Raw genomic sequence first — 22,994 nt, 5'->3', positions numbered from 1 at the left:
ATGAAACAACTTTTAAAAGATTTTGCTGTTGTTGTGGTTTTACTCTTTGTTATTTCTACTGACACTTATGCACAGCCGACTAAAAAGAGCTCTGATGGGGCCAAAGCAGTAAAAAACAATCAGGGATCATCAATAAATAAAGCTGCCTGGATCTGGTATCCGGGTGATCTGGATATCTGGGTATCTAACAGAATGCAGAACCGCAGAACGGAAAGAGGCACTTTTCTGCCGCCATTCTGGAAAATGGATAGTCACTACGTATTGGTTGAATTCCATAAGGAGTTTAACCTTGCAGTGGCTGAAGAAGTAAACTTGTACGTAGAGGGGCAATACAATGTAAAATTAGATGGGCATGCCTTTATGGGGTATCCTAAAAAAATCACTGTTCCGGCTGGTAAACACAAACTGAGTTTAAAAGTATATGGACAGGATAAAGTGCCTGCTATCTTTGTACAAGGGAAAACCATTGTTTCTGATGATACCTGGTTGGCAACTTTCGAAGATAAAGAGTGGATTGATGAGAGTGGAAGGGCTTCAGATAATTCTGGAACTACTTATGTATCGGCAGGTTCATGGGATTTAACAGATCCATTGTTCAGACCTTCATCTTTTAAACTGTCCACTACCCCTATGGCGGCAGTTAAAACGGAAAAAGTAGAGAAAGGCTTTATTGCTGATTTTGGGAAAGAGACCTTCGGATTTATCAAACTGCATGGCTTAAAAGGTAAGGGCAAGTTGAATATCTATTATGGAGAATCAAGAGAAGAAGCTTTATCGGCCGATAAATGTGAGACGCTTGATTTGCTTGAAATTGATATGAAGGGCAAAAAGGATTCGTTAATCGAGCTGTCTAAGGCTTTTCGATATGTAAATGTACAACCTGAGGGTAGTGTAGGTTTAGATAAAGTAAGTATGCTGTATGAATATGCTCCGGTGACTGAAAAAGGAAGCTTTAAAAGTTCTGATGAGCAATTGAATAAGATTTATGATATCTCTAAATACACTTTCCATTTAAACACCCGTGAGTTTTTTATAGATGGTATCAAGCGCGACAGATGGGTTTGGTCTGGTGATGCTTACCAAAGCTATTTGATGAATTACTATTCATTTAACGAGTCGCCCATAGTGAAAAGAACCTTATTGGCACAAAGGGGTAAAGATCCTGTAACGGCTCATATCAATACCATTATGGACTACTCTTTTTATTGGTTTTTAGGGATTTATGACTACTATCAATATTCTGGCGACCAGAAGTTTGTGCAGGATATTTATCCGAGGATGAAGAGTTTAATGGATTATGTGTTGAACCGCAGGAATAAAGATGGTTTACTGGAGTGGATGCCAGGCGATTGGATCTTTATTGACTGGGCTGATAAACTTAGCAAAGATGGTGAGGTTAGTTTTGAACAGTTGTTATTTTGCCGCAGTTTAGAAACTATGGCACTTTGTGCGGATATGTCGAAAGACAAGGATGCTGCTGCCGAGTATAGAAAGTTAGCTGCTGATTTGAAAGCAAAGATCTTTAAGCTGTATTGGGATGATAGTAAGAATGCTTTGGTACACAGTAGAGTTAATGGTAAGCCGACTGATCATGTAACACGCTATGCCAATATGTTCGGTATTTTCTTCGATTATTTTAGTCCTGCACAAAAGGAAGGTGTGAAAAAACATGTGTTGATGAATGATAATGTTAAGAAAATCACGACTCCTTATATGCGTTTTTATGAGTTGGAAGCGCTTTGTGCAATGGGAGAGCAATCATACGTGTTGAAGCAGATTAAGGATTACTGGGGAGGTATGTTGGATTTAGGTGCAACTTCGTTTTGGGAAGAGTACAATCCTGATAAGAAAGGTGTGGAGCATTTGGCTATGTATGGTCGTCCATTTGGCAAAAGTTTGTGTCATGCCTGGGGTGCGAGTCCGATTTATCTACTGGGCAAGTATTATTTAGGTGTGAAACCATTGACCCCTGGGTATGAGACATATGTTGTTGAGCCTTCTTTAGGTGGTCTGGAATGGATGGAGGGTAAAGTGCCTACGCCAGCAGGGGAGATTTCTTTGTATTGCAGTAAATCAGAAATTAAGTTGAAGTCTGATGAGGGAGTTGGTGTGTTAAGGTTTAAGAGTATAACTAAGCCGGTTGTGAAAGGCGGGGAGGCTGTTGAAGTAGGAAAGAGAACGTATGAGATTAAGTTAGAGAAAGGTGTTCAGTACCTCGTATTGTACAAAAAGTAAACAGTTATGTATTATTGCTTTATATAGCAAGCTGTTTAAAATTAAATTAAAAAACCAGTATCTGTTCGTAGGCTGCGCCGGCGAAGCTTCCCTTTGGTCGCAACCCCGCCGAATGCCTCCTCACAGACACTGGTTTTTTAATTTTTAGCGAGATGCAGAAGCCGGTGTTATTCATTTTTCGCTTTGTATGATAAAATATTGAACACATTAGATAATATTTTAAAGAATAAACCCCTGATATATCTTATATCTTAGCCAGATATAGGGTGAGGTTTAATAATCTATTATGCAACTATTATCGGATAAGCAGATTGTCAAAAAAATAAACGAAGGAGACATCAATTCTTTTAATATCTTTTTTTCTAGATACTATAGCTTATTGTGTGGTGTGGCATTCCTTTATTTGAGAGATGAAGAAAATGTAAAAGACTTGGTTCAGGATTTCTTTTCAGATTTTTGGGTAAAGAAAATTTATAATTCTTTAGATGAGGATAGGGAAATCAAAGCTTATTTAATTAGAAGTATTAAAAATAGAGCCATAAATAAGATTAAAAAGCTAGAGAACGAAAATAAAAATCAAAAGGTTTATTTTTCTTTATCAGAATATGAGCCAGATATAGAAGTTAGATCAAAAATTTATTGTTGTCTTGAACAAGCGGTTTCAGCCCTTCCACTCCAGAGAAAAGAAGCATTAAATATGGTTTATTATAACAAAAGATCATATCAGGAAGCTGCTGACGAGATGGGAATAAGTATCAATTCTTTGAAAACACATCTTAAGATCGCATTGAAAGATTTACGTTATAAACTGAAAAACATTCCTACTTTTAACCTTTTTATAGTGTTTTTTATATCAATACTGTAAATTAGAAAAGGATGATCTCAGACGAGGAATATATAGAGCAGTTATTTTTAGAAGAAATAGTCGGGAGTATAGATGAGGCTGGTAAAGCTGATCTACATTTTTTAATTAATAAAAATGACGAAAACAGAGCCATTTACCAAGATTTACAGAAAATACATGGTGTTGATGTACGTAAATTCACCTCCTCAATAAATCATGAGCATGATATAGAAAAAGTTTATAAAAAAATTAAACAGCAAAAGAAAGCATCTTTTAAACTTCGTTCAATCCTAGTACCCACAATAGCAGCAGTTTTATTAGTTTTTCTAACCTTATTTATTTTTAAAAAGGAGAAGAGAAATGACTTTGCTACAAATACGCCAGTTGAATTGAAAGACACTTTGGAGGGGGTGAAATTAGTTTCGAATAGTGGAGAGGAAATTGGTTTGACACAAACAGAAAATACTGTCGAGTTGAATGGAGTTACATTAAGTACCAATAAAAATGGGATTCAATCTATTCAATCAAAAGATATTGTTTATAACACCATAGTTGTTCCAGCAACTTATGATTATAAGGTCAGACTACCTGATGGTAGTTTAGTGTATTTAAACTCTATGTCGAGCTTAAAATTCCCAACAAGATTTGAAGGAAGTACCAGGGAAATCTATACGGAAGGAGAAGCTTATTTAGAAGTAACTAAAAATTCGAAACCTTTTATAGTTCATTCTGGTGGTGTAACTATTAAAGTATTAGGGACGAAGTTTAATGTTAACGCTTATAAAAATAATGAAATAACAACCTCTCTATTGGAGGGAAGCGTAGAAGTTAGTTCAAAAACTGATACTGTTAAATTAACTCCAGGGTTTGAATCTAAATATGTTAGAAATCTAGGTTTCAAAACAAATCATTTTCATGATAACAATATTATTTCATGGGTACGTGGTGAGTATTATTTTAGAAATGCTTCAATAAACGAACTAGCTCAGGTTATGCGTCGATGGTTCGATATGGAATTGGTATTTGATTATGATAAGTTCAAGGATTTTAAAGTAACTGGCTTGTTAGAAAAATCCAATCTTCCAGATTTTTTAGAAAATATTCAAGCCGCCAGTGATGTCAAGCTTTCTAAAGAAGGCCGTAAAATTCGCTTCCAATAAACATAAATAAAAAATAATCTAAAATGGTTCACCCGTTTTAGGCACTTAGCTGTATAGGTTTAATATTAATCTAAACATGGATTGATACGAGTTTTATAAACCAAACCTAAATTATTTTTATGTTACACCTAGCAAGGGAAAGTACCTTACGTTTTAATTTATGTAAAACAGTTTTGCTTTTTCTTTTGATTTTCATATCAAAAGAAGGAAAAACAAATGCATTACAAACAAAATTTAGTTTCTCGGGACAAAATGTGCCTTTAAGAGAAGCTTTTGATCAGGTTAAAAAAATATCCGGTCTATCAGTCTTTTATAGTAACCAGATATTAGACGATAAGAAGCGTGTTAGTTACAACTTTAAAAATGCTTCACTAGATGCTGTAATGACTACGTTATTGAAAGATTTGAATGTAGGATATGAACTAAAAAACCAAAAAATAATTGTCTTAATTAAGACACCAGTAGCACTTAACAAAACTTCACAAGAAAAAACCAGAGAAAAGATAAACGGTAAAGTCTTTGATTCTTCAAACAAGGAACCATTAATGGGCGTATTGATTAGTATTAAAAACTCTGCTGTTAAAACAGCAACTAATGTTAAAGGAGAATATACGATCAATGTTAATCCCGAAGATGTTATTGTTTTTAGCTTTTTAGGATTTGCCAGTCAGGAAATTTCTGGTTTATCCTTGAAAAAGAACCCTGACATACATTTAAAAGCTAAAAGCAGTGAGTTGAGCGAAGTAGTGGTAGTTGCTTACGGAGAGCAGAAACGAAAAGATTTAACTGGTTCAGTTGCAGAAGTAAATCTAAAAGAATTGCAAAAAGCGCCAGTGTCAAAGTTTGAAGATGCATTGGCAGGCAGGATTGCAGGTGTAAGTGTTAACTCAGATGATGGTCAGCCTGGTTCTGAAATGAACATTGTTATCCGTGGTGGTAACTCTTTAACTCAGAGTAATGCACCATTATATGTAATTGATGGCTTCCCTTCTGAAGAAGCTGTTGGAAACATGGTCAGTCCAAATGACATTGAATCAATAACTGTACTAAAAGATGCTTCGGCAACTGCAATTTATGGTTCCCGTGGAGCGAATGGTGTAGTAATAATTGAAACAAAAAAAGCAAAAGAAGGCTTGTCAGCTGTTACCTACAATGCTTCCACAGGTTTTCAAAAAAATAGTAAGATAATGCAGCTCATGGGCGGCTACGAATTTGTGAAATATCAAATGGAAGTGGATTCTGCGGAGCTTAAGCATACATATTTTGAACGACCGGGTAGAACATTAGAAGATTACAGATCAATCCCGGGTGTGAATTGGCAGAACTTACTTTTCGAAACTTCTAAAATAAATATTCATGATTTCTCTATTTCAGGAGGTAATCAAAATGCTAAATACAGGTTCTCCGGGGCAGTTTACGATCAAAATGGAGTTATTATTAATACCGGATATAAAAGATATCATGGCAGAGCTTTTATAGAGCAGAATATATCTAAAAAGTTTAAAGCAACATTTAATATTAATGCAAACAGGCAGGTTAATTATGGGGAACAGGTAAAAGATGGTAATTACTCTTCAAATTTAATGTTTGCTATATGGGGGTACCGACCTGTTGGTACTGGAATGGACAATCTGGAAGAAAGTTTAATAGATGATTTGAGTTCAGATTTAAGAGTTAATCCTTATCTCAATGCAAAAAATGCAGTAAGAGATGAAACCAGTGATAATATCTGGGCTAATGTAAGACTGAATTACAATTTCACTCCAAAATTGGATTTGACAGTAAGTGGTGTATATAACAATAAAATATCCTTACTGGAGACCTTTTCCAATAGCAAAACATCATCAGGTTATCCTTTTCCAAATAATATGGGAAGGCTAACAAATGGTTCTTTGTTGAATACCTATGGCGTTAATTACTTAAATGAGAATATATTAAAGTATAGAACCCGAATAAATATTCATCATAGCTTAGAACTATTGGGTGGTTTTACATTGCAATATAATATTGCAAAAATTAATGGCTTCGCCGCAAAATTAGTCCCTAATGAAGATCTTGGAATCAGTGTTTTAGATCAGGGTGAAATTTCCTCGATGACTTCCCGAATTTCTGATAATGCACTATCTTCTTTTTTATCCCGCGTAAACTATAACTATAAATCTAAATATTTAGCAACTTTTTCATTTCGCGCTGATGGGTCTTCAAAATTTATCCCAGGAAATAGATGGGGATATTTTCCTTCAGGATCAATAGCATGGAATATGACTGAGGAAAGTTTTATGAAAAATATTTCTTCTGTTTCTAATTCAAAGATAAGAATGAGTTATGGTATTACTGGAAATAACAGGGTTTCCGACTATGCCTACATGACTGCCTTAGCTTACCAGATAGCAAGTTATTATTCTTTTAACGATGAGGTGCCAGGTCCGGGTATGATTATGTCCTCTCTAGGAAACTCGAAGTTAAAGTGGGAAAGTACACACCAATTAGATATAGGCTATGATTTGTCTCTATTTAGGAATAAAATAAACTTCACTTTTGATTATTATAAAAAGAACACAAAAGATTTATTAATCAGTGCTAATTTACCATATTCTACTGGTATCAGCACTGCGTTTAAGAATGTTGGCCAGATAAAAAATGAAGGATTTGAATTTTCCGTAAATACCTTAAATATAAAAACAAACAGGTTCCAATGGAATTCAGATTTTAATATCTCTTTTAATAAAAACAAAATATTAGCCTTATCAGAGAATCAAACGAAAATAGAAACAGCAGTTGTATTCCCAACTTATACAGAGAGACAGATATTATACTTGGCAGAAATAGGAGGGCCTGCTGCAGTTTTCTACGGTTACAACTGGCTGGGGAATTATCAGGTTGAAGATTTTAATGTTCTGCCAAATGGGAAGTATGAATTAAAACCAGAAGTGGCTACTAATGGTAACTCTAGGGCAAGTATACAACCCGGAGATATTAAGTATCAGGATATTAATGGAGATAAGGTTGTCAACCTGGAAGATAAAGTAAAGTTGGGTACTGCATTGCCAAAACACTTTGGAGGACTTAATAATACTTTTCAATACGATAATTTCTCTTTATCAGTTTTCCTTCAATGGTCTTATGGAAACAAAGTGTTTAATGCAAACAGAATGATTTTTGAAGGGAACTTTTATAATGTTCCTAACCTAAACCAATATAAAAGTTATGAGAATAGATGGACTCCGGAAAATCCTAACAATGAGTTATTTAGAACAGGTGGCTTTGGGCCAAGAGGAATGTTGTCGTCCAGAACATTAGAAGATGGGTCTTTTTTAAGGTTAAAAACTATTTCTGCATCATATGCTTTGCCAGATCACATCATAAATAAATTAAAAATAAAGAGTTTGCAAATCAGTGCTACAGCTCAGAATTTATTTACGTGGACAAAGTATTCCGGTGCTGACCCAGAGGTTTCTATAAGACAAAGTGCACTTACACCTGGCTTTGATTATTTAGCTTATCCGAGGGCTACATCTATTGTGTTTGGTTTAAAATTAGGTTTATAATTATGAAAATTCTCAATAAAATATTAATAATTACAGTTTTATGCGCATTTGCATCTTGCAAAAAATTCTTAGATACAAAGCCTTATGATTTTGTAGAGCCTTCACAATATTATAAAACTGAATCTGATTTGAATATCGGTTTGAATGGAATATATGCAACATTAAAAGCTGATTGGACATATGCCGACAATATGATATCAAAAATGGGATTAGAAGCAGATGAAGGCTTTATGGGAAATGCTGGTTTGCTAACAAGTGTTGCCGGCTATAGTGTTTCTTCTGGTGATACTTACATTCGTGATTATTGGCAAGCCTTTTACGCTGGTATTTTTAGGGCAAACCTATTACTTGAACATATAGACCATGCGGAGGTGAGTGAAAATATCAGAAATAGAGTAAAAGGAGAGGCACTTTTCTTAAGAGGCTATTATTACTTTATGCTGGTCAGGGCTTTTGGCGATGTTCCATTAATATTAGTTACAGCAAAATCGCCTTCTGTAGAAGATACTCAGATGCCAAGAACAAATTATAAAAAGGTTTATGAACAAATACTATCAGATATGGAAACTGCTGCAGGAATGGTTTCTGATATAGCCAGCATTGGACATGGGGGTAGAGTAAGTAAATCTGCAGTCTGGGGCATCCTGGCTAGGGTTAATTTAGCTATGGCTGGCAGACCTTTAAATGATAAATCTAGATTTGAAGATGCTAAAAAATGGGCGGAAAAGGTAATCGATTTAGGTTATCACGAATTGAATAAAGATTTCAGACAGGTATTTATTAATTATGCACAGGATAAATATGATCCTAAAGAAACCATTTGGGAAGTAGAGTTTTGGGGTAACAATAGTGTTGGTATTTATACAAGTGGAGGTAGAGTTGCAATAAATAATGGGATAGAATATAAAGGAACACTTTTCCCAAAGGATAATCCCACTATACCAGCCAATACAGGTTATCTGCGGGCAACCCCTGTTCTTTATGAAAGATATTCTCCTGTAGTTAGTGCATATGGTTATTCTTACGATATGAGACGCGATTGGACAATTGCCCCGTTTTATTACGAATGGAGTGAAAGTAAAAATAGTGTGGATAGTATCTATCGAAATGCGAATAACAGGTTCCATAGGAATTCAGGTAAATGGAGAAGGAATTATGAGGTGGTCAGGCCGAGACTTTCAACAAGAACTTCCCAGAACTTTCCATTGTTGCGATACTCAGATGTTCTGTTAATGTATGCAGAAGCCGAAAATGAAATTAACGGACCAACACCAAGATCAATTGAATACATCAATCATATCAGAAGAAGGGGGTATGGTAAATATTTAAATGGTATTGGGAACAAATCCGAAAGTATAAAATCGGTAAGAGTAGACAATGGAGGAAGTAATTATGTAGCGAATGTTTCAGGAAGTGCAGCGCTAAGTCTTTTCGCAGGTGGCGGTGGACAGGAAGCAGCTGGTTGGTTTTCTATTTCTAGTCAAAAGGTTACAAAATTGACCATTACCAATGCCGGTTGGGGTTATCATTCAGCACCAGCATTAAGTGTAACTTATTCTGGTGGTGGAACTGGTTCCGGAGCAATTTTCACTATTGAGCTAACTGATATTAAAGATGCAGATGCTCCTACTGCAAACACTTCTTCGCAGAGCAATTTTAGAAAATTGATAAAAGAAGAAAGGTCCAGAGAATTAGCTTTTGAACTCCATAGAAAATGGGATTTAATCAGATGGGGAGACCTGGACGAAAAAATGATCGAAGTTAAGAATTATGCTGCAGGCCAGAAGTCAGACACTTTCAGAACCAATGCTTTGACAAATTATAGTAATTACAGTGCAAGAGATACTATCTGGCCAATACCGGCTTATGAAAGAGGAGTGAATGGAAAGTTAACACAGAATGGAGACTGGTAAATAGATAATTTTAAATTAAGTTTTATGAAGAAGAAAATTTTAGTATTAGCCGTTACAGCTTTATTATTTGGTGAGAATAGACTGTCATTAGCACAGCAGGATCCTGGAACTACGACAGGGGCTACAGGTAGTGTGTTGGTCAATTTAAAAGGTAAAAAAGTTACTTATACAACCGTAAGAGCTGAAGATGGAAAAATTTGGTTGCAACAAAATCTGGGATCCATTGCAGTCGCAAAATCTTATAGCCATGTACTGGGGTATGGTGACCTTTACACTTGGGGAAGGTGGAGTGATGGGCATGAACTGCGTTTAGGGAAGTTTCTAAAGTCAGGTGCGGCAAATCCCAATAATCCAGAGGCATTTAAAGAAGGCGGAATTAAAAACGCTTATTATTATACCGATGTATCTACCAACTGGTGGTGGGCTTATGGAAATACCTATGATAAGTGGGAGGCTAAAGATTTAAGTGGTGTAAACGCCGTTAATGGTTGTGATCCTTGTAAAGAAGCATTGGGAGAAGATTGGCGTTTACCAACGGCTGATGAGTATAGAAAGATCATTGAACTGGAGAATATTTCAGATATAAAAAGCGCTTATGATTCTAATCTAAAACTTACCGCAGGAGGTTATAGAAGTCTTGTTACCGGGGAAATTAACGGCATAGGTCATTACGGGAGATACTGGACCAAAACGGCTGCCACGAAAGGTAATGCATATCTGTTAACCTTTAATACTAAAGAAGCTAAAGTTGGCGCTATCGCCAGGGGAGGTGGTTTATCAATCAGGTGTCTAAAAAACTAAAAATTCCATTGACAATATGAATTTATTAAAGATAAACTGGTTATTAATCATTATAGCCAGTTTTTTTTCATCTTTTGCTCAAAATAGCAGTATTATAAAAAGTGGGAAGGCCATTAGAAATACAAATACTGAAGGCATGATGGCTTTACCTTTTCTAAATGGAAGTATAAGCGGTGCAGTAGATGTAAATGGTGATGGAAATGATGATATTATACTGCAAAGTACACTTGGTAATGAACTTTTTTTATATCAGTTTTTGAAATTTGATAAGGGTACTCCTGTTTTCAAAGAACCAAGGTTAATAGCATCACCTTTTGAAAAAAAGGACGAAGTAATTCGAGACAAGGCATTAGTCATAAAAGACAATAATGTTATACATGGGTTCTTTGGTAGAAATAATTATATACGAAAAAGTAAGTTTAACAAAGATGACTTAAAGTTGGATTTTACGGGTAAGATTGACGTGAAGGGACTGCCCTTTCCTTTCTCTAATTACGGTATTGTTCAATTAAATAATGGTAAATATTTATTGTTATTTGCAGTTCGGGAACCTGGTGTGTTTTCGAAACCAAAAGATGACCCTAATCATTATGGTTATAATTCAGAAGGTTTCTGGACTTTTCCTTTAATGCGAATAGGATTCTATGGTAAAATAGTAGATAATCTGAATATATCAGAAGTCGTCCCGGAAAAGCTAACCTCAGCAGATCAGTTATACTTTAGTGCTGATGGTTTTGTACATCAAACAATTAATAAGCGGGAATATATACTGATAGGTTCAAGGACTGGGTTGATATATGCTTATGAATTAGATACTAAAGAAGATAATGTAAGTTTAAAACCTAAAAAACATATTGTTAGCGAAAACAGTACGATTTTAAAAAATCCAAATGTAAACAGTTCTCTCGCTATCTTACAAACAGGTATTACTAGCGGAATAGTAACTGTTGGTGAAGGTGGTATATATTATTATAAGAATAACAATAAACTGGATAGAAATAACAATCCGGTTTATACCAACCCCATACATATTGCTCAGGAGAATACATTCCTAACGGCAGGTTCCTTACCGGTACAAAATGTAGTAGATTGGGATGGAGATGGTTTTTTGGATATCATTTCTGGAAACTCGATGGGATTTTATTTCTTCTATAAAAATAGAGGAACGAACTTAAACCCTAAATATTCAGATCCTGAGTTACTAACAGCGGGAGATAATATTATCCAGGTTCAGGCAGGTTACAGGGGAAGTGTTCAGGGACCTGGTGAATCTAGATGGGGATATACGTGTCCTACTGTATTTGATTGGAATGGAGATGGGTTGCCTGATTTAGTTACAGGTGATGTGAACGCTGATTATCTGGTTTATCTAAATATTGGAACTAAAACCTCGCCAAAATTAGCTAATCCAAAAGTTCTTAATTGCGAGGGTATAGATGTAATTGGTACATGGAGAGTAAAGCCGGGTATAGCTAAAGCAGGTAACAATTTATGGTTCATTAATCAAGATAAAGATGATGACTTACATCTTTATTATGCATTAGACTCTTATAATCTGGAAGATAGAGGGAAACTGATGTTAAAAGGTAATGCACCAATCAGGGCTTCTTATCACGACTACCAGGGTAAATTGGGCAGAGGGAAATACGATGTTGTAGATTGGGATGGTGATGGGAAAGTAGATTTATTGATAGGAACTTACCTTAACCACGCTTTTCCCGGTAAGCTTAATGGCTTACCATTTAATATGTCGAAAATTGGTGGTAAGAAACAGGCAAACGTTCTTTTTATGAGGAATTTGGGTACAAATGAAGCTCCGGTTTTTGAATTCCCCAAGCCATTAAAGTTTAAGGGGAAGTTCATTGAATTAGGTGTTCATGCATGTTCCCCATCAGCCACAACCTTAGGTGGTAAGGATGAATTAAACCTTGTTGTAGGAGAAGAAAATGGAAAGTTTATGTTTTATAAAAGGGAAGATTTATCATGGTAAGACATTTTAAAATTATACTAATTACCCTTACTTTGCTTTTCGGAAATAAAGGGTTTTCCTTTAATAGGATAGAGAAAGTCAGACCTCCGGGAGTTATTGTCGATTATAATCCTTATTCAACTGGAAAATATATAGGTTCCCCTTCCATTATAATTTTAAGTAATGGCGACTACATAGCTACACATGATTATTTTGGAAAGCAAGCTTTCGAACGGAAATTAGGAGTTACTGTAGTTTTTAGATCGAAAAATAAGGGGAAAACATGGAATAAAGTAAGTACACTACAAGGCCAGTTTTGGTCGAATATATTTGAACACAACAAAGAACTTTATATCATAGGAACAAATAAAGAGTATGGTGATTTTATCATTAGAAAATCTGTGGATTCAGGAAATACATGGACTACTCCTGAAAATGAAGAAAACGGTATAATTTTCAAAGGCAGATTCCACACTGCACCAGTCCCAATCATTACCTTCGATGGTAAAATATGGAGGGCAGTAGAAGAATTAGATAAAAACCATAAGAATTGGGGTAAAATGTTTATGGCTTCTATGGCTTATGCAGATATAAACTCTGATCTGTTACAGGCATCCAGCTGGAAGAAGACTAATAATTTACCATTTAATGGAGATTATTTAGATGGGAGTTTTGGAGCCTGGTTAGAGGGGAATGCAGTAGTTGATGTTCAGGCTAATAAAGTCGTTAACATATTGCGCGTACACACTAATACTCCAAATGCAGAAAAAGCAGCCTATCTGACTGTAAATGAAAATGAGTTGAATTTTGATCAACAAAAAGGCTTTATTAATTTTCCAGGTGGATCAAAAAAGTTTACGATTAGATATGATGAAATCACAAAACGTTATTATACTTTATCAAACATCATTACAAAACCTTATGATACTGTAGCTGCTACTGACAGGATAAGAAATACAATTGCGCTTTGTTACTCTAATGACCTTAAAAACTGGAAGATCGCTAAAACCATTTTGCACCATCCAGATATGTACAAGCATGGCTTCCAATATATAGATTGGCAATTTGAGGGTAATAACATTGTCTTTGTTTCGAGAACCGCTTATGATGATGAGTTTGGAGGAGTTGGAAGACAACATGATGCCAATTATTTAACCTTTCACCGAATTAAAAAATTTAGAAAAATACATAATGAAAAGTAAGTTTATTGCTTTCTTTATTTTGCTTGGATTAATCCAGATAGGATTATATGCTCAAAATAAAGACCTAAATACTATTATCCCGAGGCCTCAGATTTTCGAGCTGAAAAGAGGTGATTTTGTGTTCAACAAAAACACTATAATTGTTTATGATGCCAATTATAAAGATCTGCAATCCATAGCGCTCCAGCTTTCAGATGAGATCAAATTAATTCTTGGGCTGGATTTAAAAGTAACAGAAAATAATGTAAGGCTTAGGGACAACTATGTAAGTGTTGGCTTGATATCAAACTCGGATGCTTTAGGAGAGGAGGGGTATAAATTAGTTTCGACTTCAAAACAAATTGGTATACAGGCAGTAAAAGCAAGTGGTGTTTTCTATGGAATGCAGACTTTGGTACAATTGATTCGAAATAATGAAGTAAAAAGACAAATCCCTGCTATAGAAATAAGCGATAAACCCCGTTTTGCCTGGAGAGGGATGATGTTGGATGTAGGTAGGTATTTCTATTCGATAGAATTTATAAAAAAGATGTTAGACGAAATGGCTGTATATAAACTGAACAAGTTTCATTGGCACCTAACAGATGATCAGGGATGGAGAATAGAAATTAAAAAGTATCCCGAATTAACGCAAAAAGGTGCATGGAGGTCTGAAAGTCAGTTTGGTATTGGTTTAGACAAAAACTGGATTAATACTAATCCTCATGGAGGATATTATACACAGGAAGAAATTAAAGAAGTTATAAAATATGCACAATCAAAATACATTGAGGTTATTCCAGAAATTGAAGTGCCAGGACATAGTAAAGCTGCATTATCTGTTTTCCCCCATTTGTCTTGTACCGGTGGCCCTTTTGAAGTTCCTGGGTATTGGGGTGTTGTAGAGGATGTTTATTGTGCCGGTAATGAAGATACTTTCAAGTTTGTAGAAGACGTCCTAACTGAAGTGGTTGAACTTTTTCCGAGCAAAATTGTACATATAGGAGGTGATGAGTGTAAAAAAAATAGATGGAAAACTTGTGCAAAGTGTCAGAATAGGATTAAAAAAGAAGGATTAAAAGATGAATATGAATTACAGAGTTATTTTATTAAACGTGTTCAAAATTTCTTAAATTCTAAAGGGAAATCAATAATTGGCTGGGATGAAATTTTGGAAGGAGGATTAGCTCCTAATGCAAAAGTAATGTCCTGGCGTGGAACCAAAGGAGGAATTGCAGCTGCAAAACAAGGTCATGAAGTAGTGATGAGTCCAAATACATTTCTATATCTTGATTATGCTCAAGGCGCTGCAGATTTGGAGCCTGCCTATGGGAGAACCAGATTTCTTCCTATAGAAAAAGTATATTCCTATAATCCTGTTTCAGAAGAATTTACTGAACCCGAAGGAAAGCTTATTAAAGGAGTACAAGCAAATGTATGGACAGAGTTATTACACAATAGAGAATCTGTCGAGTATATGATATTTCCTAGAATTACTGCTGTTGCTGAAGTTGCCTGGACAAACCAAAATTTAAGACAATGGGACGATTTTTCGAGAAGAATAGAATACCAGTTCGATTATTATAAATCTAAGGATATCACTTTTGCAGAAAGTATATATTATACTTATGTGAAAACGAGTAGTATTAATAAAAACTCTTCAACGGCATTAATCACCTTATCGACGCCAAGTTATAATACAGAAATCAGGTATACTCTGGATGGTACAGCCCCTAAAAATAGTTCGCTTTTGTACGATAAGCCTTTTACAGTAAAATATCCAATAAATCTTAATACCGCAACTTTTAGAAATGGAAAGAGGATTGGTAAAACAAATAACAAGAGTATAGCTATTTTTAAATAAAAGGTTAAAGGTTCTCGCTGTCGATCAGTTTAACCTGTTTCCCCATTTTTTTCTGGATGACTTCAAAATGGTGTAATTCTCCATGGCTAACTAATGAAATTGCATTTCCATCATTACCAGCACGACCTGTTCTTCCGATACGGTGTACATAGTCTTTTGGAGATCTGGGTAAGTCATAGTTAATTACATAAGGAAGAGCATCAATATCAATACCACGGGCCATTAAATCTGTGGCTACTAAGGCTGTAACGTGTCCTGCTTTAAACAATCTTAAGGTATCGGATCTGTTGCCCTGACTCTTTTTACTATGAATAGGTTTTGCCTCGATTCTATTTTTACGAAGTTTATTTACAATAGCCTCAACCAGATGAACAGAGGATGCAAATATCAATACTTGTTTCATCCTATGTTCTTTGATCAACTGACGTAAAAAAGGCCCTTTCTTTTCATCAGATACAATGTAAGCGACTTGAGTAATTCTGTCCAGTGACTCTTCTTCAGCCTCGATTTTAATGACAACAGGATCGTGGAGCAGGATTTGGTTGATGTTTTGAAGATCATTGCTTAATGTGGCCGAGAACAATATGTTTTGGCGCTTTACTGGTAATAGAGCAATAATTTTGTCTAGTTCTTCTTTAAAACCAAGGTTAAGCATCTTATCAGCTTCATCGAGAACCAATGTTTCAATAGTATTTAGATGTACAGCATTATTATCGACTAATTCAAGTAACCTTCCTGGGGTAGCAACCAATATATTTACCCCTTGCAAACCCATCATTTGTGGGTTTATAGAAACACCACCATATACCGCTAGTGTTTTAATAGGTTGTGGAAGTCCTTTGCTAAAAGTATGGAAAACACCTTTTACCTGTTCTGCCAGTTCACGTGTAGGAACTAAGACCAGAACATTTGCATGACGGTTTTTGGGACCTGAGCTTTGTTGCAAGTTCATTAAAAGTGGTAACACATAGCTGGCAGTTTTCCCGGAGCCTGTTTGAGCAATACCTAAGACATCTTTTTTGTTTAAAATGGCTGGTATAGCACTTTGCTGGATAGGAGTTGGATCTGTGAAATTTTGATCTGCTAGTGTTTTTAATAGAACTGCTGATAAACCCAGGGAGGTAAAAGGCATAAGTATTCAAATGTTTGCTGCAAAACTACGTAAAAAACGATTGGGATATTGCCTGTTTTTCATATATTCAGGTATATTTTACCGACCTATTTAAATTATGCTCCTATTAACTGAAATTGCAGGAATTATACCCATTACTAATGAAATCGAAGCAGCAATCCGTGATAAGTTTGTGAAATGTGATTACATGAAGTCGGAATGTTTACATGAGGCCGGGAAAGTTGCTAAAGATTTGTACTTTATAGAAAAGGGATTAGTCAGGATGTTTTATCACAATGATGCGGGTAAAGACATTACTTATGGTTATTATACCGAAGGTGATTTCATTACTGTTCCAGATAGTTTCTTTACACAAGTGCCTTCTAAATATCATATGGAGATGATGGAAGATGGTACACTTTACGCAATTACTTTATCAGATTTTAACCAGATCCTAATCGATTATCCGGTAATGCAACGATTGGAGAACAAAACATTGAGGACCTTTTTGTTGAAAGCAGGGGAGCGAATTACAGCTCTTCAATTTCAAAGTGCACAAGAAAGATATGATACTTTGATGGATAACCAGCCTAGCATCATCAGAAGAGTCCCGCTAGGAACCATTGCTTCTTATCTGGGCATTACTCAGGAAACATTAAGCAGGATAAGAGGGCGGAAATAAATTACTTTTTGATTAATATCAAAAGCAACGAACTTAATTAATCAGATCTTTGTTATTCGTAAAATCACCGTGTATGAATGCTATATTAAAACACATTTTTGTACTCCTGATTGGCTTGTCTCCGATGCTCTTATACGCGCAGCAACCTATAGCTCCCGGTTTAACAGAACTAATTGATAGTGCGTTAAACAAAGATCATATGCTAGCCAATAAGCGGCTGGATATAGAATCTGTTAAAATTGACAGAAAAAAACTGGGAGAGGTGTTCCTGCCTCATGCAGAATTATCTGGTAAATATGCTTACCTGGCTAATGGTATAAATTTAGAATTGCCAGGCACCTCCTTTTTAGGCTTAATAGATATTCCTCAAATCAATGGTGGAGTAAACAATACAGCCAATCTGGTTAAGACAGATTTGGGTTTAACTAGTGTATTATATGCCGGAGGAAAAGTAGGGGCTTTGAAAAGTGCAGTTGATGCAAAGAGCAGGGCACAGACGGCTATGCTAGAGAAAGACCGTCAGCAGATTATTTCAGAAATATCAAAGGCCTACGATCAGATTGCTTTATTAAAGCAGGTAAAGAACTTACTCGATAAAAGTCGTGAACGCTATGAAATCAATAAGAAAACAGCTGATAAGGCATTGGGTTATGGCTTGATTACTAAATATGAGCATCAGAAAATAGAGCTGGCGCAAGTTACTTTAGAATCTAAAATACAGGAATACGAGGGCAAAAGGAATCTATTGCTACATCAACTGGAAACTTTAACAGGGATTGATCTGACTAGATTGGAGCAGATTGATAATGAACTTTCACCACTTTTAAGTAAAGGCGAAAATCAGCGTATCGAAAACAGGCCTGAACTAACAGCACTCTCTGAATCTATAGTCGCTCATGGCTTTCAGGTTAAAGCTGCACAAACCTGGTGGATACCTAAAATACAGGCTGCTGCATCTTTAGGTTATTTAAATTTATTCGATATTGATATGAAAGGTAAGCATGATCTGCCAGTAATAGGTCGCTTTAGCAGTCATACCAATAAAATTGAAGTGGTACCCAATTTTACAGTAGGTGTGGGATTTAAATGGGATATTTTCGATGGCAATAAAGGAAAACGGGAAGTACAGCAAGCTAAAATAGAAGTAAAGAAAGCAGAAAATGAAAAGGCTGAAGCCGAAGAAAAGTTAAAACTGAACCTGATAAAAAGTCGGACAGATTATAACAACTCAAATATGGAGTTGGTTGTGAAAGAAAAACAGATGAAAATTGCAGAAAATGCATTGACACAAGCTGGGAAAGAGTTTAAGACTGGGCTAATTAAAGCTGCCGATCTGATTGGTGCAGAAAGCGATTACCAGACTGCTTCACTGGACTTCTTTCAAGCTGTATTTAATCAGCGCAGAAATGCAATAGAACTACTAAAAGCGACAGGTAGTCTGAACCGTACTTCCATTCAATAAATTTAAAACTATGAAGAATACTTTATCTAAAAGCGTATTATTTATCCTCATTTTGGCTGTATCTGGTTGTTCTAAGCCTGTAAGGATTACGGAAGGTAAAATTAAACGCGAAACGCTGGCATTTGCGCCAAAAGTAACAGGACGTGTTTTAAAGATTTATGTAAAGGAAGGTGACTTTGTAAAGCGCGGCGATACTCTGGCTATGCTTGACGTTCCTGAGGTAAATGCGAAACTCTCACAAGCTAAAGGAGCGGTAAAAGCTGCCGGAGCACAACGTGATATGGCTAAACATGGTGCTACAGCAAACCAACTAACTCAATTACGGGCTAAGAAAATGGGCATCACTGAGCAGTTTAAATTTGCAGAGAAATCCTTCAGCAGAGCTAAGGCGATGTTTGCTGATAGTATGATGACCCCGCAGGCATTTGATGAAGCCCTTGCTAAATATAACGGAGCTAAAGCTCAACTTACTGCGGTAAATGCAGAATATAATGAAGCCGTAAACGGAATCCGTCCGGAAACCCGTACTGCGGCTTTGGGACAAGCTGAACAAGCTTTAGGTGTGTTGCAAGAGGTAGAAGTAGCCTTGTCTGAAAGGTATATCATTGCTACCAATGATATGCAGGTGGAAACGATCAGCTTAAGAATAGGGGAATTGGCTACCGCAGGATTTCCTTTATTTAATGGTTATTTACCTAATACCACTTATTTCAGGTTCACCATTCCCGAAAGTAAAATCGGCAACTTTAAAAAAGGGGAGAATATTGAAGTGAATGTGCTTTATAATAAAGAAAAATTAAAAGGTAAAATTCAGACAGTGAAGCAGCTAACGCGTTATGCCGATGTTACGGCAGCTTATCCCAGCTATGAGATTGAGGAAGCGGTATATGAAGTGAAAATTATACCGGATGACATGAACGCAGCTGAAAAATTACTGGTGAATGCTACAATTATACTGTAAGGAGGGTTATAGATGAAAAACTTCTTTACACTGATCAAAAGGGAATTCGGATTGTTCTTTGCTGATAGCACATTACGTTCTGTATTTCTGTTAGCCCCAATTGTTTACGCTTTGCTTTTTGGCTTCGTTTACCAAAAGGGAAAAGTAGAGCATTTGCCGATATTGGTAGTTGACCTGGACAATACACCATTGAGTAATCAGTTAATTGATATGCTTGGTGAAAACGAAAAGCTACAAGTGGTAAGCGTTAGAAAAGAAAATGTAGGTACAAGTAATGCAATGCGACAATTGAATGCCGTTGTAGCGGTTGTTATTCCCGAAAGGTTTGAAGCTTCGGTATTGCAAAAACGCTATCCGGAATTAAATACCTATATCAATACCACCAATCTGCTTACTGCAAATATGGCATCTCAGGGGGTGCAAACTACATTAGGTACATTTAGTGCAGGGATCAATATGCAGGGTTTGAAGAAAAAAGGGATGAGTTCAGAACAGGCAGCAATGCAGTATGAGCCTTTTAAAGTCAACTATATCCGCTTGTATAACGAAACAGGTAACTATTTTACTTATATGTGGCCGGGTGTTCTGGCTGTGGTGTTGCAGCAAGTATTACTATTGGGATTAGCGGTAAGTTTTGCCAGAGAGTATGAAAACAAGACGCTTGAAACAGAGTTTCTCGGTCGGACAGGATCCGCTTTTTCAGCAATATTAATTAAAGTTTTGCCTTTTTGGATTCTTAGCGTTTTTATATTAGCTATCTATTATGCCTTTCACCATATTTTCAGAGCACCGATACCTAGTCCGCTTTTGAATTATGCAGTCACGACAGGATTATTCATTATGGCCACTAGCTTTTTAGGTGTATTTATAAGTGCGCTATTACCCAGTGCTTTGAAAGCTACACAAGTATTGATGCTTTTGGCCACACCGGCATTTATTATAGGTGGATATTCCTGGCCATTAGAAGCCATGCCTATTGGTGTTCAATGGTTGTCATCTATATTACCACTGACACCATTTTTAAATGCACATAAGGTGATGCTTTTTCAGCATGGATCTTTGGCAGATGTATTCCCTTCAATCATACATATGTGTGTATTAGTTGGAGTTTATGGGGTGCTCGCCTTAATTACAGTCTGGATTAAAATTTACCAAATGAAAAAGAAAACCAGAGAAGCAAAACAGAGTAAAGATTCTGCTTAATTCATCAGCTTTTTAAATTTACTATTGTTCAACAAATTTGTTTTTAGAAGCATTTACGCCAGAATAAATTAGCGCTCCAACACCTATAATCAACAAATAAAATGAATAGCTCCAGTTGCCGGTGAAGTCGTAGATTAAGCCGAATGCCGGAGGACCGGCTGCTGCGATCAGATAACCGAAAGATTGTGCCATTCCCGATAAACTGGCGGCCATAGCAGGGTTTTTAGTTCTTAATACAAAGAACATCATAGCCAGGCTGAAAGCTAATCCGCCCGCAACTCCGATCAGAATGGTAGCAAGAATTATAAACTCACTTTTGAAAAAGATAATTAATAAGATACCAGCTAACATAAGCAGGCCTGTAATCCATACCAGTATACCCTGATCTTTCATTCGGTTCACAATAACAGGACCTACGAAAGTAATTGGTAATTGAGCTAGCTGAACATAAGAAAGTACCCATCCAGCATCGCCTTTAGACATACCCCAATCTTGTAATACAGCAGGAAGCCATGCTGCAACACAATAGAATAGTAAAGATTGTAATCCCATGAAAAGTGTGACATTCCACGCTAATCTGGATTTCATCATCGACTTAAATGAGGGTTTTACTGGCGTTTCAACTTGCTGTCTGCGTTTTAAAACTTGTGGAATCCATACCAGTAAAGAAAGTATAGCGACAATTGCCCAAACGCCGATTGATCCTTTCCATCCCCAGCCGGTAGCTGTTCCGATTGCAATACTAAAACCTGCCGCCATGGCAGAAGTCAGATTCATTGATACTGCATAAATTCCAGTCATTATTCCGGTATGATTAGGAAACTCTTTTTTGATTACTGCTGGCATAATTACATTACCAACGGTGATGGCAGCACCTACCATAGCTGCACCAATAAAGAGGAAATAAACTTGTCCGGTTATTCTGATTAATAAACCTGATGTCAAAAGTATTAATGAGAATAAAAGGAGCTTTTCCATGCCGATTTTACTTGAAATCCCTGGGGCAAATCCTGATAAAAGGGCAAATGACATCAAAGGGATGGTCGTAATTAATCCAGCTTGTATATTTGATAAGTTAAAGTAATCGGTGATTTCGTTTATAACGGGACCAACTGATGTAATTGGTGCCCTTAAATTGGTTGCAATAAAAATGATGCCCAGGGCCATCAGTAACATTTCTATGCTTTTTTTTGTATTCCCCTGCGTCTGCTCGTCTAACTCCATTTTTTTATATAAAGCTGCAAAAATACGCATTAAACCCTTCTAAATAAAAGAAGAGTAGCTTGGGAGTATCATATTCCTATCATAAATCATGGTGTCTGTCAGGAATTATTATTTGTTGCAATGATTTGTCTTTAGTTTTAGAACATTTGGATTATTAGAATTAATATTAGCTTAATGTTGTAAGGCTAGATTTGTATTCAATATGGATAGTTCAAAATGATTATGTAGTTTTAACGTAATTAAACAGAATGCGGTTATATAAAAGTCTTAGTGATACTGAATTGACTTCCTTTTTAAAAGGGGGAGACAGGAACGCTTTTTCTGAAATTTATGACCGTTACTGGGGATTGCTTTATCGTCATGCCAGACGTATGACGAACGATGATGAATTGGCAAAAGATATTGTTCAGGACGTATTCGTTTCCTTATGGGATAGAGGTTCTGAGATTCATTTTAGTCACTCTTTGAGCGCTTATTTATATTCGACCACAAGAAATAAAGTGATCAATTTGTATGATAAGGAAAAGGTGAAAACAAAATACATAGCTTCTTTGACCTCATTTCTTAAAAACAGCGAAAATGTAACGGATCATCTTTTAAGAGAAAGATTGCTTTCTGCTTTAATAGAGCAGGAAATTTCTATGCTACCTAAAAAGATGAAAGAAATTTTTGAGATGAGCCGTAAAGCTAATATGTCAGCTAAAGAAATTGCTGCAAATCTGGAACTCTCTGATAAAACTGTAAAAAGACAAATCAGCAATGCCATTAAAATATTGCGTTTAAAATTTAGCTGTCTGATGCTTTTAATGCAGTTTATCTCTTTTTAATTCCTGCTA

Annotated in this window: 16 protein-coding genes; 14 read left to right on the top strand and 2 right to left on the bottom strand. The window is 36.1% G+C overall.

The genetic code is table 11. The annotated features are described in order from the left end of the window. From ABDJ41_RS07770 to ABDJ41_RS07730, 9 genes are all read left to right on the top strand, one after another. The gene (locus ABDJ41_RS07770) at positions 1–2,235 is read left to right on the top strand and encodes an alpha-L-rhamnosidase-related protein (RefSeq protein ID WP_349785331.1); all 2,235 of its coding nucleotides are present in this window, start codon (positions 1–3) and stop codon (positions 2,233–2,235) included. A 286-nt stretch (positions 2,236–2,521) separates the two neighbouring features. Next, positions 2,522–3,100: an RNA polymerase sigma factor gene (locus ABDJ41_RS07765; protein ID WP_349785330.1), complete on the top strand. Its 579-nt coding sequence runs from the start codon at positions 2,522–2,524 to the stop codon at positions 3,098–3,100. An 11-nt stretch (positions 3,101–3,111) separates the two neighbouring features. Then, entirely contained in the window at positions 3,112–4,239 is a 1,128-nt protein-coding gene (locus tag ABDJ41_RS07760; protein ID WP_349785329.1) for a FecR family protein, read from the top strand. 119 nt (positions 4,240–4,358) lie between these two features. Continuing rightward, positions 4,359–7,787, top strand: coding sequence for a TonB-dependent receptor (locus tag ABDJ41_RS07755; RefSeq protein ID WP_349785327.1), 3,429 nt, complete (start codon positions 4,359–4,361; stop codon positions 7,785–7,787). Between the two features lie 2 nt (positions 7,788–7,789). Next, on the top strand, positions 7,790–9,700 hold the full coding sequence (locus tag ABDJ41_RS07750; RefSeq protein WP_349785326.1) for a RagB/SusD family nutrient uptake outer membrane protein: 1,911 nt from the start codon (positions 7,790–7,792) through the stop codon (positions 9,698–9,700). 24 nt (positions 9,701–9,724) lie between these two features. Beyond that, positions 9,725–10,501: a fibrobacter succinogenes major paralogous domain-containing protein gene (locus tag ABDJ41_RS07745; protein ID WP_349785325.1), complete on the top strand. Its 777-nt coding sequence runs from the start codon at positions 9,725–9,727 to the stop codon at positions 10,499–10,501. 16 nt (positions 10,502–10,517) lie between these two features. Next, positions 10,518–12,491 (top strand): FG-GAP repeat domain-containing protein, encoded by a 1,974-nt coding sequence (locus tag ABDJ41_RS07740; RefSeq protein ID WP_349785324.1) that lies wholly within the window; start codon positions 10,518–10,520, stop codon positions 12,489–12,491. Beyond that, complete coding sequence (locus tag ABDJ41_RS07735; protein ID WP_349785323.1) at positions 12,485–13,672, top strand: sialidase family protein; 1,188 nt, start codon at positions 12,485–12,487, stop codon at positions 13,670–13,672. Before ABDJ41_RS07740 ends, ABDJ41_RS07735 begins: the two co-directional genes overlap by 7 nt. After that, positions 13,662–15,515 (top strand): beta-N-acetylhexosaminidase, encoded by a 1,854-nt coding sequence (locus tag ABDJ41_RS07730; RefSeq protein WP_349785322.1) that lies wholly within the window; start codon positions 13,662–13,664, stop codon positions 15,513–15,515. The genes ABDJ41_RS07735 and ABDJ41_RS07730 overlap by 11 nt, the downstream gene beginning before the upstream one ends. A 4-nt stretch (positions 15,516–15,519) precedes the next feature. Here ABDJ41_RS07730 and ABDJ41_RS07725 read toward each other — a convergent pair whose 3' ends face one another. Then, positions 15,520–16,647 (bottom strand): DEAD/DEAH box helicase, encoded by a 1,128-nt coding sequence (locus ABDJ41_RS07725; protein ID WP_349785321.1) that lies wholly within the window; start codon positions 16,645–16,647, stop codon positions 15,520–15,522. Positions 16,648–16,744: 97 nt separating this feature from the next. Here ABDJ41_RS07725 and ABDJ41_RS07720 point away from each other — a divergent pair, with 97 nt between their 5' ends. From ABDJ41_RS07720 to ABDJ41_RS07705, 4 genes are all read left to right on the top strand, one after another. Continuing rightward, positions 16,745–17,308: a Crp/Fnr family transcriptional regulator gene (locus ABDJ41_RS07720; RefSeq protein WP_349785320.1), complete on the top strand. Its 564-nt coding sequence runs from the start codon at positions 16,745–16,747 to the stop codon at positions 17,306–17,308. Positions 17,309–17,381: 73 nt separating this feature from the next. Continuing rightward, positions 17,382–18,770 carry a TolC family protein gene (locus ABDJ41_RS07715; protein ID WP_349785319.1) on the top strand — a complete coding sequence of 463 codons (1,389 nt, stop codon included), beginning with the start codon at positions 17,382–17,384 and terminating at the stop codon, positions 18,768–18,770. Between the two features lie 10 nt (positions 18,771–18,780). Further along, positions 18,781–19,731, top strand: a complete 951-nt coding sequence (locus ABDJ41_RS07710; RefSeq protein WP_349785317.1) for an HlyD family secretion protein — start codon at positions 18,781–18,783, stop codon at positions 19,729–19,731. Between the two features lie 12 nt (positions 19,732–19,743). Next, on the top strand, positions 19,744–20,934 hold the full coding sequence (locus ABDJ41_RS07705; RefSeq protein ID WP_349785316.1) for an ABC transporter permease: 1,191 nt from the start codon (positions 19,744–19,746) through the stop codon (positions 20,932–20,934). Positions 20,935–20,955: 21 nt separating this feature from the next. Here the strand turns inward: ABDJ41_RS07705 and ABDJ41_RS07700 are convergent, their stop codons facing one another. Then, entirely contained in the window at positions 20,956–22,158 is a 1,203-nt protein-coding gene (locus ABDJ41_RS07700; protein ID WP_349785315.1) for a CynX/NimT family MFS transporter, read from the bottom strand. A gap of 248 nt (positions 22,159–22,406) precedes the next feature. On the opposite strand from ABDJ41_RS07700, the gene ABDJ41_RS07695 reads away from it, so the two are divergent. Beyond that, positions 22,407–22,985 (top strand): RNA polymerase sigma factor, encoded by a 579-nt coding sequence (locus tag ABDJ41_RS07695; protein WP_349785314.1) that lies wholly within the window; start codon positions 22,407–22,409, stop codon positions 22,983–22,985. Positions 22,986–22,994 lie beyond the last annotated feature (9 nt).

Source organism: Pedobacter sp. ASV1-7 (genome assembly GCF_040203335.1).
In the GTDB taxonomy this organism is placed as follows: domain Bacteria; phylum Bacteroidota; class Bacteroidia; order Sphingobacteriales; family Sphingobacteriaceae; genus Pedobacter.
The sequence above is the reverse complement of the archived record's forward strand: the minus strand, read 5'-3'. Positions and strand labels throughout refer to the sequence as shown.

Excerpts from the sequence above, each read along its gene's own strand:
- ABDJ41_RS07770 (WP_349785331.1), top strand. The coding sequence starts at position 1 with ATGAAACAACTTTTAAAAGATTTTGCTGTTGTTGTGGTTTTACTCTTT.
- ABDJ41_RS07765 (WP_349785330.1), top strand. The coding sequence starts at position 2,522 with ATGCAACTATTATCGGATAAGCAGATTGTCAAAAAAATAAACGAAGGA.
- ABDJ41_RS07760 (WP_349785329.1), top strand. The coding sequence starts at position 3,112 with ATGATCTCAGACGAGGAATATATAGAGCAGTTATTTTTAGAAGAAATA.
- ABDJ41_RS07755 (WP_349785327.1), top strand. The coding sequence starts at position 4,359 with ATGTTACACCTAGCAAGGGAAAGTACCTTACGTTTTAATTTATGTAAA.
- ABDJ41_RS07750 (WP_349785326.1), top strand. The coding sequence starts at position 7,790 with ATGAAAATTCTCAATAAAATATTAATAATTACAGTTTTATGCGCATTT.
- ABDJ41_RS07745 (WP_349785325.1), top strand. The coding sequence starts at position 9,725 with ATGAAGAAGAAAATTTTAGTATTAGCCGTTACAGCTTTATTATTTGGT.
- ABDJ41_RS07740 (WP_349785324.1), top strand. The coding sequence starts at position 10,518 with ATGAATTTATTAAAGATAAACTGGTTATTAATCATTATAGCCAGTTTT.
- ABDJ41_RS07735 (WP_349785323.1), top strand. The coding sequence starts at position 12,485 with ATGGTAAGACATTTTAAAATTATACTAATTACCCTTACTTTGCTTTTC.
- ABDJ41_RS07730 (WP_349785322.1), top strand. The coding sequence starts at position 13,662 with ATGAAAAGTAAGTTTATTGCTTTCTTTATTTTGCTTGGATTAATCCAG.
- ABDJ41_RS07725 (WP_349785321.1), bottom strand. The coding sequence starts at position 16,647 with ATGCCTTTTACCTCCCTGGGTTTATCAGCAGTTCTATTAAAAACACTA.
- ABDJ41_RS07720 (WP_349785320.1), top strand. The coding sequence starts at position 16,745 with ATGCTCCTATTAACTGAAATTGCAGGAATTATACCCATTACTAATGAA.
- ABDJ41_RS07715 (WP_349785319.1), top strand. The coding sequence starts at position 17,382 with ATGAATGCTATATTAAAACACATTTTTGTACTCCTGATTGGCTTGTCT.
- ABDJ41_RS07710 (WP_349785317.1), top strand. The coding sequence starts at position 18,781 with ATGAAGAATACTTTATCTAAAAGCGTATTATTTATCCTCATTTTGGCT.
- ABDJ41_RS07705 (WP_349785316.1), top strand. The coding sequence starts at position 19,744 with ATGAAAAACTTCTTTACACTGATCAAAAGGGAATTCGGATTGTTCTTT.
- ABDJ41_RS07700 (WP_349785315.1), bottom strand. The coding sequence starts at position 22,158 with ATGGAGTTAGACGAGCAGACGCAGGGGAATACAAAAAAAAGCATAGAA.
- ABDJ41_RS07695 (WP_349785314.1), top strand. The coding sequence starts at position 22,407 with ATGCGGTTATATAAAAGTCTTAGTGATACTGAATTGACTTCCTTTTTA.